The following is a 12,765-nucleotide window of genomic DNA, read 5'->3' on the forward strand; positions in this document are numbered from 1 at the left end:
GCACCGATACTGGGACGCATGGTTGACGTTTCCGACATCGCGCTCGAACCCATCGGCGCCGTGCAACGCACGCTCGTCGGTCGCGAGGCGACAGAGCCGATGCGCGCCGACATCCGGATGCTGGGCGCCATCCTCGGCGACACCGTGCGCGAGCAGAGCGGGGACGAGGTTTTCGACCTGGTGGAGCGCGCCCGGGTGGAGTCGTTTCGGGTGCGCCGCTCCGAGATCGAGCGGGTCGACGTGGCGCGCATGTTCGACGGCATCGACATTCACCAAGCGATCCCGGTCATCCGGGCGTTCAGCCACTTCGCGCTGCTGGCCAACGTGGCCGAGGACATCCACCGGGAACGTCGCCGCGCCATCCACGTCTCCGCCGGCGAGCCGCCGCAGGACAGCAGCCTAGCCGCGACCTACGCGAAACTCGATGGGGCCGAACTTGATTCGGCCACGGTGACCGACGCCCTGCGGGGCGCCCTGATCTCCCCGGTGATCACCGCCCACCCGACCGAGACCCGGCGGCGCACCGTCTTCGTCACCCAGCACCGGATCACCCAGCTGATGCGATTGCACGCCGAGGGGCACACCGAAACCGATGACGGGCGCAACATCGAGCGCGAGTTGCGCCGCCAGGTCCTCACCCTGTGGCAGACCGCGCTGATCCGGTTGTCCCGCTTGCAGATCACCGACGAGATCGAGGTCGGGCTGCGTTATTACGCCGCGGCGTTCTTCCAGGTCATTCCGCAGGTCAACGCCGAGGTCCGGGACGCGTTGCGGGCCCGGTGGCCCGACAGCGACCTGCTCGCCGCGCCGATCCTGCGGCCCGGCTCATGGATCGGTGGCGACCGCGACGGCAACCCGAACGTGACCGGCGACGTGGTACGCCAGGCCACCGCCAGCGCCGCGTTCACCGCGCTGTCGCATTACCTGGCCGAGCTCACCGCCCTCGAGCAGGATCTGTCGATGTCGGCGCGACTCGTCCCCGTCACCCCGGGGCTGGCGGAACTGGCCGAGGGCTGCGGGGAGGAGGCCCGCGCCGACGAGCCGTACCGGCGGGCGGTGCGGGTGATTCGCGCCCGGCTCACCGCGACGGGCGCCGAGATCCTGGACAGCCGACCGCAGCACGAGCTGGACCTCGGCCTGACACCGTATTCCGCGCCGGCCGAGCTGCAGGCGGACTTGGACATCATCGACGAGTCGCTGCGCGCACACGGCAGTGCGTTGCTGGCCGACGACCGCCTCGCCCTGCTACGAGAGGGCGTGAGCGTCTTCGGGTTTCACTTGTCCGGGCTGGACATGCGGCAAAACTCCGACGTCCACGAAGAGGTGGTGGGGGAGCTGTTGGCGTGGGCCGGGGTGCACCCCGACTACGCTTCGCTGCCCGAGGACGAGCGGGTCGAGCTGCTGGCCGGCGAGCTGGCTACCCGCCGCCCGCTGGTCGGCGACCGCGGGGGCCTGTCCGACCTGGCCCGCAAGGAGCTCGACGTCGTCGGCGCGGCGGCCTATGCCGTCGGGCGCTACGGCCCGGCCGCGGTACCCAACTACGTCATCTCCATGTGCCGCTCGGTGTCCGACGTCTTGGAGGTGGCGATCCTGCTGAAAGAGGGCGGGCTGCTGGATGCGTCCGGGCCGGAACCGTATTGCCCGGTTGCCATCTCACCGCTCTTCGAGACGATCGACGATCTGCACAACGGCGCGACCATCCTGGACGCGATGCTGGAGCTTCCGCTGTACCGGGCGGTCGTCGACGCGCAGGACGGGCGTCAGGAGGTGATGCTCGGCTACTCCGACTCGAACAAGGACGGCGGTTACCTCGCCTCCAGCTGGGCGGTCTACCGAGCCGAGCTGGCGCTGGTCGAGGTGGCCCGCAACGCCGGAATTCGCTTGCGGCTCTTCCACGGTCGCGGCGGTACCGTCGGCCGGGGGGGCGGACCGAGCTATCAGGCCATCCTGGCGCAACCCCCGGGCGCGGTGAACGGCTCGCTGCGGCTCACCGAGCAGGGCGAGGTGATCGCCGCCAAGTACGCCGAGCCGCAGGCGGCCCGGCGCAACTTGGAGAGCTTGGTGGCGGCGACGCTGGAGTCGACGCTGCTCGATGTGGAGGGCCTGGGGGATGCCGCGGAGCCGGCCTACGCGGTGCTCGACGAAGTGGCCACCCTGGCGCAGCGCGCCTATGCCGAATTGGTGCATGAAACACCGGGTTTCGTCGACTACTTCATGGCCTCGACGCCGGTCAGCGAGATCGGTTCGCTGAACATCGGCAGCCGCCCGACGTCACGCAAACCCACGTCGTCGATATCGGACCTGCGCGCCATCCCCTGGGTGCTGGCGTGGAGCCAGTCCCGGGTGATGCTTCCCGGCTGGTACGGCACCGGGTCGGCGTTCGAGCAGTGGATCGCGGCCGGGCCCGAAAGCGAGACCGAGCGGGTGGCGATCCTGCACGAGCTATACGAGCGGTGGCCGTTCTTCCGCGGCGTGCTCTCCAACATGGCCCAGGTGCTCGCCAAGAGCGACCTCGGCCTGGCGGCGCACTACTCGGAGCTGGTCGAGGACGAGGAACTGCGGGACCGGGTGTTCGACAAGATCGTGGACGAGCACCGGCGGACCATCGCGATGCACAAGCTGATCACCGGTCATGACGACCTGCTCGCCGACAACCCCGCCCTGGCCCGCTCGGTGTTCAACCGCTTCCCCTACCTGGAGCCGCTGAACCACCTGCAGGTGGAGTTGCTGCGCCGCTACCGCTCCGGTGACGACGACGAACTGGTGCAGCGCGGCATCCTGCTGACGATGAACGGATTGGCCAGCGCGTTACGTAACAGTGGGTGATGGGCATCCGTAAGCCATGCCTGACATCGCCTCGCCCGTCCCCGCGGCTGAGTTGGCCCAGAACGGCGTCTTCGAACGACTCGCGCGCGTCGGGTTCGTCGTCAACGGGGTGCTGCACCTGATCGTCGGCTATCTCGCGATCCGGGTTGCGCTTGGCGACGGCGGCACCGCGGACCAGACCGGCGCCCTGGCGACGCTGGCGGCCAAGCCGGGTGGCCCACTCGCACTCTGGATCGCCACGGCCGCCCTGCTGGCGATGGGCCTGTGGCGGCTCGTCGAAACCGCCCTCGGCCGATCATGCGACCGGAAGTCGGAGGGCCCGTCGTCGGATGCGTCCTCGCGGGCGAAGGCCCTTGGGCTGGCGGCTGTCTACCTGGCTTTTGCCTACTCCGCGTTCGGTTTCGCGCGTGGTGCCGGGAAGGCGGCGGATCAACAGAATTCGGGCATCAGCGCGCGCCTCTTGGAAACGACCGGCGGCACCATCGCGCTCGTCGCGGGCGGGCTGGTCATCGTCGTGGTCGGGTGCTACCACATCTACAAGGGCGCCACCCGCAACTTCGTCGACGATCTCCGGGGTAAGTCGGGTGACTGGGTGCGACGGCTAGGGGTGGCCGGGTATATCGGCAAGGGCGCCGTGATCACCCTGACGGGCGCGCTGGTGATCATCGCCGCGTGTCGCTCGGAACCGAAGAAGGCCACGGGGCTCGACGGGGCCCTGAAAACACTCGGGTCCCAGCACTATGGGGCGGCGCTGTTGATCGCGGCCGGCCTGGGACTCATCACCTACGGGCTGTACAGCTTCGTGATGGCCCGGTCGACGAAGATGTAGGCCTGCGAGGTCTCAGCGGTTCCGCAGTCGGTCCAGAGCTCCGCGCACGGCGTGCTCCGTCATCGCGAGCGGCGTCATCACCGTTTCGCCCACTTTCACCATGCCGTCGATCCGCCCGACGATCGCCTCCACGGGCTCGACCAGGACGATCAGTCGCCTGGCGAGATCGTCCAGTCGCGACAAGGTGCCGTCGAGGTGGTCCAGGCCGCTTTCCATGCGCTCGACCGTGGCGTTGAGGTTGGAAAGGGAAGTGTTGAGCTCTTTCATGGTCGTGCTCAGGCCGTCGAGGACGTCTTCGACCTGCTCCACCGTCTTGTCGGCGTTCAACGCAGCCTGGGTGAGGGTCTTGATCCGGCTTCGCTCTTGCCCACCGCGCACGGTTCTGTCTGCCATGCCCGTCATTATGACCCGGATCTCACCGGGTGCGGGACTAGCTTGGCTGACCCGGGCGCGAGGGGAGCTTGGCCGCGGCCTCCTCGTCGAGCAGCCACAGCGTGCTTTCCTGCCCGATCGCACCGGCGGCCGGCACCGAGACGGGTGGGGCGCCGCCGATCGCCGCGGCCACCGCGTCGGCCTTGGATGCCCCGGACACCATCAGCCAAACCTCGCGCGAACGCTGGATCGCGGGCAGCGTCAGGGTGATTCGCTGGGGAGGCGGTTTGGGGGAGTCCTCAACCGGGACCACCATGCGGCTCGTTTCCAGCACGGCGGGGGTGTCGGGGAACAGCGAGTTGATATGGCCCTCCGGCCCCATGCCCAACAGGTGCACGTCGAAATTCGGGACGGGCTGGCCGGGTTCGGCGTTGGCCGCCAGCAGCTGTTCGTAGGCCAGCGCGGCGGCGGCGAGATCGGTGCCGAATTCGCCGTCGCTGGCCGGCATCGTGTGCACATGGCTGGACGGAATGTCGATCCGGTCCAGCAACGCCTCCCGAGCCTGCTTGTCATTGCGCTCGTCGTCGTCCTCGGGGACGTAGCGCTCGTCGCCCCAGAACAGGTGCACCTTGGGCCAGGCGATCTCGTGCCCCGCCAGGGACTTGAGCAACCCGATGCCGTTGCCACCGCCGGTCAGGACGACGAGCGCCCGGTCCCGGGCCGCCACGGCGGTGCGGATGTTGTCGGCCAGTCGGTGGGCCGCGGCCTCGACCAGCGCCTGTGTCTCCGGGAAAACTTCGATGATGGTGCTCACACGTACTGCACTTTCTCAATGCCCTCTAGCGCTAACTGGTAAATCTCATCGGGATCCAGCCGCCGCAGGTCTTCGGCGAGGCACTCGCCGGTTTCCCTGCGGGCCAAGGGAAGCAGAGCCTCCGGCTTGGCGGTGCGGCTCAGTGTCGCCGTCCTGCCCTCTTGGGGCCGGCTCAAGACGATGGTCTCGCTTTTGCGTACGAGTTCCACCTTGAGCTCGCCGACCGCGCGGCGCACCGGGCCGTCGATGCAATTGGCCAGCCAACCCGCCAGGATGTCAAGGGCCGGTTCGGTTTTCAAACCGGACACCAGGGCCGACTCGATCGGTTCGTGGGGCGCCAGGTCGACCGCGGATGTCAACAGCGCCCGCCAGTAGGTGATGCGGGCCCAGGCCAGATCGGTGTCGCCGGCCGTGTACCCGGGCAGTCGACTCTTGATGGCCGACAGCGGATCGGTTCCGTTGGTGGCATCGGTGATGCGCCGAATCGCCAACTTGCCCAACGGATCCTGCGCCGGAACGGCCGGCGCGACGTCGGGCCACCATGCCACCACGGGGATGTCGGGGAGCAGGAACGGGGTGACCACGCTGGCGGCATGCCCGGCGAGCGCCCCGGACAGATTCAGGATCACCACCTCGGTGGCCCCGGTGTCTCCGCCCGCGCGCAGCTGCGCGTCCAGGCGTGGCTGGTCGGCGTACGCGTCACCCCGCATCGTGACGATGACCCGGCTGGGGTGCTCGTGGCTGGCGTTGTTGGCCGCCTCGAGCGACTCTTCGAGGATGGCGTCGCTGTCGGGCGCGATGATCAGCGTCAGCACCCGGCCCATCGTCACGGCGCCGACCTTCTCCCGCAGTTCCTCGAGTTTCTTGTTGACCGCGGTGGTGGTGGTGTCCGGCATGTCGATAATCAAGTGCGCCGCCCTCCCCCGCTAGCGGGTGGTGCCCCCACAGCATCACTTCGTTCTGCATCGTCGCCGGCGCGAATCACGGCCGCCGCCATTCCCGGCCGGTGCGGCGCAGCATCTCGAACGCCGACTCCGGACCCCAGGTGCCCGCCTCGTACGGCTCGGGCTTGCCGTCGGCCGCCCAGTTATCCAGGACGGGATCCAATATCTCCCAAGCCAATTCGACCTCTTCGTTGACCGGAAACAGGGACGGCTCGCCGAGCAGCACGTCGAGGATCAGCTGTTCGTAGGCCTCCGGCGACTCCTCGGCGAATGCCGAGCCGTAGGAGAAGTCCATGTTGACATCGCGGACCTCCATCGCGGTCCCCGGCACCTTGGAGCCGAACCGCAGCGTGATGCCCTCGTCGGGCTGCACCCGGATGACCATCGCGTTGGTGCCCAGCTCGTCGGTCATGGTGGCGTCGAACGGCAGATGCGGAGCGCGCTTGAAGACGAGCGCGATCTCGGTCACCCTGCGGCCCAGACGTTTTCCGGTCCGCAGATAGAACGGCACACCGGCCCAGCGGCGGGTGTCGACCTCCAGCGTGATGGCGGCGAACGTCTCGGTGGTCGAGTCCTTGGCGAACCCCTCCTCGTCGAGCAGCCCGACGACCTTCTCGCCGCCCTGCCAGCCGCCGGTGTACTGGCCGCGGCTGGTGGTCTCGTCGAGCGGCTCGGCCAGCTGGGTCGCCGAGAGCACCTTGATCTTCTCGGTCTGCAACGCCGCGGGATTGAAGCTGACCGGTTCTTCCATCGCGGTGAGCGCCAGCAGCTGCATCAGGTGGTTCTGGATGACATCGCGGGCGGCACCGATACCGTCGTAATAGCCTGCGCGCCCGCCCAATCCGATGTCCTCGGCCATGGTGATCTGCACGTGATCGACATAGTGTGCGTTCCAGATCGGGTCGAACAACTGATTGGCGAACCGCAGCGCCAAGATGTTGCGTACCGTCTCCTTGCCCAGATAGTGGTCGATGCGGAACACCGCTTCCTCGGGGAAGACGGCGTTGACCGAGTGGTTGAGGGCCTGCGCGCTCTCCAGGTCGTGCCCGAACGGCTTCTCGATGACCACCCGGCTCCAGCGATCACCCTGCGGACGGGCCAATCCGGACTTGTGCAGCTGTTCACACACCACCGGGAAGGACTTCGGCGGGATGGCCAGGTAGAAGGCGTGGTTACCGCCGGTGCCGCGCTCGGCGTCGAGTTTGTCCAGGGTTTCGGCCAGCCGGGCGAACGACGCGTCGTCATCGAAAGAACCTGGCACGAAACGGAATCCCTCGGCCAGCCGCTCCCAGTTCTCCTCCCGGAAGGGCGTCCGGCAGTGATCCTTGACGGCCTGATAGACGACCTTGCGGAAATCCTGGGTCTCCCAGTCCCGACGGGCGAAGCCCACCAGGGAGAAGCTCGGCGGCAGCAGCCCGCGGTTGGCCAGGTCGTAGATGGCCGGCATCACCTTCTTGCGGGCGAGGTCGCCGGTGACGCCGAAGATCACCATGCCGCAGGGGCCGGCGATCCTCGGCAGCCGCTTGTCGCGCTTGTCCCGTAACGGGTTATGCCATTGTGCAGCGGTACGAGCCGGGCTCATTTCGAGGCGGAACCCAGCTGTTTCTGCGTCTCCTCCAGCAGCTCGCTCCACGAGTCCACGAACTTCTCCACGCCCTCGTTCTCCAGCACCACGAACACGTCGGTCAGGTCGATCCCGATCCCGGCCAGCTTGTCGAACACCTCCTGGGCGCCCGAAGCCGTGCCGGTGACGGTGTCTCCCTTGATCTCGCCGTGCTCGGCCACCGCGTCAATCGTCTTCTCCGGCATGGTGTTCACCGTGTTCGGCGCGACCAGCTCGGTGACGTAGAGGGTGTCGGAGTAGTCGGGGTTCTTCACCCCGGTCGATGCCCACAGCGGACGCTGTACGCGGGCGCCGTTGCCCTTGAGCGCCTCGTAGCGATCGCCGCCCTCGAACACCTCCTGGTAGGCGGCGTAGGCCAGCCGGGCGTTGGCGACCCCGGCCTGGCCGCGCAACGCCAGCGCCTCCTCGGAACCGATCTTCTCCAGCCGCTTGTCGACCTCGGTGTCCACCCGGGACACGAAAAACGATGCCACGGAATGGATCTTGGACAAGTCGTGTCCCGCCTCGCGCGCCTTCTCCAGGCCGGCCAGGTAGGCGTCCATCACCTGACGGTGCCGCTCGACCGAGAAGATGAGCGTGACATTGACCGAAATCCCTTCCGCCAGAACCGCCGTGATGGCCGGAATGCCGGCCTTGGTGGCCGGGATCTTGATGAACAGGTTCGGCCGGTCGACGATCTTCCACAGCTCCACGGCCTGCGCCGTGGTCTTGTCGGTCTCGGCGGCCAGTCGCGGGTCCACCTCGATGGATACCCGACCGTCGACTCCGTCGGAGGCTTCCCACTGCGGCCGCAGCACGTCGCACGCGTTGCGGACATCGTCGGTGGTGACCGTGCGGATGGTGGCGTCGACATCGGCGCCGCGCTCGGCGAGCTCGGCGATCTGGTCGTTGTAGGTATCGCTGTCGGCGAGGGCCTTCTGGAAGATCGACGGGTTCGTGGTCACCCCGACAACGCTTTTGGTGTCGATCAGCTCCTGCAGATTGCCCGACTGCAGCCGCTGGCGCGACAGGTCATCCAGCCAAACGGAAACGCCCGCGGCGGACAGCGCCGCAAGGTTTGGGTTCTGAGTCATGTGAATCACCCTTTCTCAGTTATCCACTACCTGTTCCGCGGCGGCCGCGACGGCTTCTGCGGTGAAACCGAATTCACGGAACAAAGTCTCGTAGTCGGCGGATTCGCCGTAGTGCTCGATCGACACGATCTTGCCGGTGTCGCCGACGAGCTTGTGCCAGGGCTGCGCGACGCCCGCCTCGACGGCCACCCGGGCCGACACCGACGGGGGCAGCACGCTGTCGCGGTAGTCCTCGGGCTGAGATTCGAACCATTCCACGCACGGCATGGACACCACCCGCGCGACAATGTCCTTGTCCGCCAACAGCTTCTGGGCCCCCACCGCGAGCTGAACCTCCGAGCCGGTGGCGATCAGGACGACGTCCGGCTCGTCACCGCCCGGATCACCGAGGACGTACCCGCCCTTGGCCACTCCCTCGACGTTGGTGCCTTCGAGGATCGGCACGCCCTGGCGGGTCAGGATCAGCCCGACCGGACCGCTGCCGTTGCCGCGGGCCAGGATGGTGCGCCAGGCGTATGCCGTTTCGTTGGCGTCGGCCGGACGCACCACCGACAGCTTGGGGATGGCGCGCAGCGCAGCGAGGTGCTCGATCGGCTGGTGGGTCGGTCCGTCCTCGCCGAGACCGATCGAGTCGTGCGTCCACACGTAGATGGTGTCGATGTCCATCAGCGCGGCCAGCCGCACCGCCGGGCGCATGTAGTCCGAGAACTGCAGGAACGTGCCGCCGTAGGCCCTCGTCGGGCCGTGCAGCACGATGCCGGACAGGATGGCGCCCATCGCGTGCTCGCGCACACCGAAGTGCAGTGTGCGCCCGTACCAGTCCGCCGTGTAGTCCTTGGTCGAAATCGACGGCGGACCAAAGGATTTGACGTTGTCCATGGTGGTGTTGTTGCTGCCCGCCAGGTCGGCCGAGCCGCCCCACAATTCGGGAAGCTTCGGGCCCACGGCGTTGAGCACCTTGCCGGACGCCGCGCGGGTCGCCAGCGCCTTGTCGCCGGGTTCCCAGCGGGGGATGTCGGCGTCCCAGCCGTCGGGCAATTCCTCGGCGGTCAACCGGTCCAGCAGTGCCTTGCGGTCGGGTTCGCGCTCCGCCCAGGCGTCGAAATCCGCCTGCCACTTCTCGTGCGCTTCCTTGCCCCGGTCCACCAGCTTGCGGGTGTGGGCGATGACCTCGTCGCGCACCTCGAACTTCTTCTCGGGATCGAAGCCCAGGATCTCCTTGACGGCCGCGACTTCCTCGTCGCCCAGCGCCGCGCCGTGCGCCTTGCCGGTGTTCATCAACTTCGGTGCCGGGAAGCCGATGATGGTGCGCATCGAGATGAACGACGGGCGGTCGGTGGTCGCCTTGGCGTTGGCGATGGCCTCCTCGATCGCGACGACGTTCTCGCCGCCCTCGATCTCCTGCACGTGCCAGCCGTAGGCGCGATAGCGCGCGGCCGTGTCCTCGCAGAGCGCGATGTCGGTGTCATCCTCGATCGAGATCTCGTTGTGGTCGTAGAACACGATGAGGTTGCCGAGCTGCTGCACCGCGGCCAGCGACGAGGCCTCGGAGGTGACGCCTTCCTCGATGTCGCCGTCGGAGGCGATCACGTAGATGAAGTGGTCGAACGGGCTGGTGCCCGGCGCGGCGTCGGGGTCGAACAGCCCGCGCTCGTAGCGCGACGCCATCGCCATGCCCACCGCCGAGGCCAGGCCCTGGCCGAGCGGACCGGTGGTGATCTCAACGCCCTTGGTGTGCCGGAACTCTGGGTGCCCGGGCGTCTTGGATCCCCAGGTGCGCAACGACTCGATGTCGGACAGCTCCAGGCCGAACCCACCCAGGTAGAGCTGGATGTACAGCGTCAGGCTGCTGTGCCCGCAGGACAACACGAACCGGTCCCGACCCAGCCAGTAGGTGTCGGTGGGGTCGTGTTTCATCGTGCGCTGGAACAGCGTGTACGCCAGGGGAGCCAGGCTCATCGCCGTTCCGGGATGTCCATTGCCAACCTTTTGGACCGCGTCGGCGGCCAGCACCCGAATGGTGTCGACGGCGGCCGAGTCGAGCTCGGACCAGTCGTCGGGGAGGTGTGGTTGGGTCAGCGTCGAGATCTCTTCGAGTGTGGTCACAGACTCAGTCCTTGGGGTCATCAAGCTGATCAATCCCACCCTAGTGCGGGAGGGCCGGCTCTTGCAGCGCAGGTTTTGGGTACCCGCCACCGGCTGTTGTGAAAATTACGCGGTGGCCGTCGACCCGTAACATGCAGTTCGGAAATCGGGGAGAAGTCTCCCGTGATTGGACCCTGCGGGCAGGCCGTTATCGGCCCGCGGTCTACCATCGTGTGTAGTAGATGCTGCGCGGCTGCGACCCCAAGGAGTTATTGCGTGAGCGTTCGCGGGCGCGTGATCCCGAGTCGAGAAGTACCGAGCCGAGTACAGGGCACGGTGCTGGCGTATCTGGCACTGACCAAGCCGCGGGTCATCGAGCTGCTGCTCGTCACCACCATCCCGGCCATGCTGCTTGCCCACCGCGGCGCCGTGAACCCGCTGCTGATCCTCAACACGTTGGTCGGCGGGATGCTGGCCGCCGGGGGAGCCAACACCCTCAACTGCGTGGCCGACGCCGACATCGACAAGGTGATGAAGCGCACGGCGCGGCGGCCGCTGGCCAGGGCCGCGGTCCCGCGCAGCCACGCGCTGGTGTTCGGGTTGGCGCTGTCGGTGGCGTCGTTCTTCTGGCTGTGGTGGACGACGAACATGCTGTCGGCACACCTGGCCGGCGCCACCATCGCCTTCTACGTGCTGGTCTACACGCTGCTGCTCAAGCGGCGCACGTCGCAGAACGTCGTGTGGGGCGGCGCTGCCGGCTGCATGCCGGTGATGATCGGCTGGTCGGCCGTCACCGGCACCATCGGCTGGCAGGCGCTGGTGATGTTCGCCATCATCTTCTTCTGGACGCCGCCGCACACCTGGGCGCTGGCGATGCGTTACAAGGACGATTACAAGGCGGCCGGCGTGCCGATGCTGCCCGCCGTCGCGACCGAGCGTCAGGTCACCAAGCAGATCCTGATCTACACCTGGCTGACGGTGGCGGCGACGCTGGCGCTGGCGCTGGCCGCCGGCTGGCTCTACGCGGCGGTCGCCGTGGTCGCCGGGGTGTGGTTCCTGGCGATGGCGCACCAGCTGAACGCCGGGGTCCGCGCCGGCGAGCCCGTCAAGCCGCTGCGGTTGTTCCTGCAATCGAACAACTACCTCGCGGTGGTGTTCTGCGCATTGGCGGTCGACTCGGTCATCGCGCTGCCGCACCTGTTCTGACGCCGCGCCTCAGGGCAGCAGCACGATGGAGCCGGCGGTCTTGCGGCCCTGCAGGTCCTGATGCGCGCGCGTGGCTTCCGCGAGCGGATAGCGTCCGCCGACTTCGACGGTGATGGCCCCGCCGGCGATCGCATCGAACAATTCCTCGGCCCGCCAGCTGAATTCCTGGCCGGTGCGGATGAAGTGCGCCAGCGACGGCCGGGTCAGGAACACCGAGCCGGCGGCGTTGAGGCGCTGCGGGTCGAACTTGGCAACGGGCCCGCTGGCCGCCCCGAACAGCGCCAGCGTCCCCCGCACGGCCAGGCTGGCCAGGCTGGCGTCGAACGTCGTGGCGCCCACGCCGTCGTATACGGCCTCGACGCCGGCGCCGTCGGTGAGCCCGCGAATCTGCCGGCCGAACTCGTCCGCGTAGTCGGGGTAGGACAGCACCTCGTCGGCGCCGGCCTGCCGGGACAGCCGGGCCTTCTCCGGGGTGGAGACCGTGGTGATGACCCGGGCGCCGAGCAGGTGGGCCCACTGCGTCAGGATCAACCCGACGCCGCCGGCTCCGGCGTGCACCAGGATGGTGTCGCCGGCCTGCACCGGATACACCGACTTGAGCAGGTAGTGCGCGGTCAGGCCTTTCAGCAGCACCGAAGCCGCCACGTCGGAGCTCACGCCGTCCGGCACATGTGCCGTCAAAGTCGCTGGGGCGGCGGCGAATTCGGCGTAACCGCCCGACGCCGACGCGCTGACCACCCGGTCGCCGACGCGGAAACCGTCGACGCCGTCACCCGCCGCGGCGACGGTGCCGCACAATTCCGAACCCAGGATGAACGGCAACTCGCGCGGGTACTGGCCCGAGCGAAAGTAGGTGTCGATGTAGTTGACGCCGATCGCCTCGGCCTTGATCAACACCTCGCCGGATCCCGGCGTGGGCTGGGGCGCGTCGATGTAGCGCAACACCTCGGGGCCGCCGGTTTCGCTGACTTCGATTGCGTGCATGTGCTTAT

10 protein-coding genes are annotated in these 12,765 nt (G+C 67.8%); 3 read left to right on the forward strand and 7 right to left on the reverse strand.

What is annotated here, in order from left to right:
• Positions 1 to 18 precede the first annotated feature (18 nt).
• Entirely contained in the window at positions 19 to 2,826 is a 2,808-nt protein-coding gene (gene ppc / locus A5773_RS02210) for a phosphoenolpyruvate carboxylase (RefSeq protein WP_067789221.1), read from the forward strand.
• Positions 2,827 to 2,842: 16 nt separating this feature from the next.
• Positions 2,843 to 3,655 (forward strand): DUF1206 domain-containing protein, encoded by an 813-nt coding sequence (locus A5773_RS02215; protein ID WP_067789223.1) that lies wholly within the window; start codon positions 2,843 to 2,845, stop codon positions 3,653 to 3,655.
• A 12-nt stretch (positions 3,656 to 3,667) separates the two neighbouring features.
• On the opposite strand, the gene A5773_RS02220 is transcribed toward A5773_RS02215, so the two are convergent.
• From A5773_RS02220 to tkt, 6 genes are all read right to left on the reverse strand, one after another.
• Positions 3,668 to 4,057: an ATPase gene (locus tag A5773_RS02220; protein WP_066958169.1), complete on the reverse strand. Its 390-nt coding sequence runs from the start codon at positions 4,055 to 4,057 to the stop codon at positions 3,668 to 3,670.
• 28 nt (positions 4,058 to 4,085) lie between these two features.
• On the reverse strand, positions 4,086 to 4,841 hold the full coding sequence (gene pgl / locus A5773_RS02225; protein WP_066958171.1) for a 6-phosphogluconolactonase: 756 nt from the start codon (positions 4,839 to 4,841) through the stop codon (positions 4,086 to 4,088).
• Complete coding sequence (gene opcA / locus A5773_RS02230; protein ID WP_066958279.1) at positions 4,838 to 5,749, reverse strand: glucose-6-phosphate dehydrogenase assembly protein OpcA; 912 nt, start codon at positions 5,747 to 5,749, stop codon at positions 4,838 to 4,840. Before opcA ends, pgl begins: the two co-directional genes overlap by 4 nt.
• 73 nt (positions 5,750 to 5,822) lie before the next feature.
• Positions 5,823 to 7,367, reverse strand: a complete 1,545-nt coding sequence (gene zwf, locus A5773_RS02235) for a glucose-6-phosphate dehydrogenase (protein ID WP_066958173.1) — start codon at positions 7,365 to 7,367, stop codon at positions 5,823 to 5,825.
• Positions 7,364 to 8,482, reverse strand: coding sequence for a transaldolase (gene tal, locus A5773_RS02240; protein ID WP_067789227.1), 1,119 nt, complete (start codon positions 8,480 to 8,482; stop codon positions 7,364 to 7,366). Before tal ends, zwf begins: the two co-directional genes overlap by 4 nt.
• 15 nt (positions 8,483 to 8,497) lie before the next feature.
• Positions 8,498 to 10,588 (reverse strand): transketolase, encoded by a 2,091-nt coding sequence (gene tkt, locus A5773_RS02245; RefSeq protein WP_067260554.1) that lies wholly within the window; start codon positions 10,586 to 10,588, stop codon positions 8,498 to 8,500.
• A gap of 255 nt (positions 10,589 to 10,843) precedes the next feature.
• Here tkt and A5773_RS02250 point away from each other — a divergent pair, with 255 nt between their 5' ends.
• Positions 10,844 to 11,773 carry a heme o synthase gene (locus A5773_RS02250; protein ID WP_066958179.1) on the forward strand — a complete coding sequence of 310 codons (930 nt, stop codon included), beginning with the start codon at positions 10,844 to 10,846 and terminating at the stop codon, positions 11,771 to 11,773.
• 9 nt (positions 11,774 to 11,782) lie between these two features.
• Here A5773_RS02250 and A5773_RS02255 read toward each other — a convergent pair whose 3' ends face one another.
• Complete coding sequence (locus A5773_RS02255) at positions 11,783 to 12,757, reverse strand: quinone oxidoreductase (protein ID WP_067789230.1); 975 nt, start codon at positions 12,755 to 12,757, stop codon at positions 11,783 to 11,785.
• Positions 12,758 to 12,765 lie beyond the last annotated feature (8 nt).

This window comes from Mycobacterium sp. 852014-52450_SCH5900713 (genome assembly GCF_001667075.1).
Taxonomy (GTDB): Bacteria; Actinomycetota; Actinomycetes; order Mycobacteriales; family Mycobacteriaceae; genus Mycobacterium.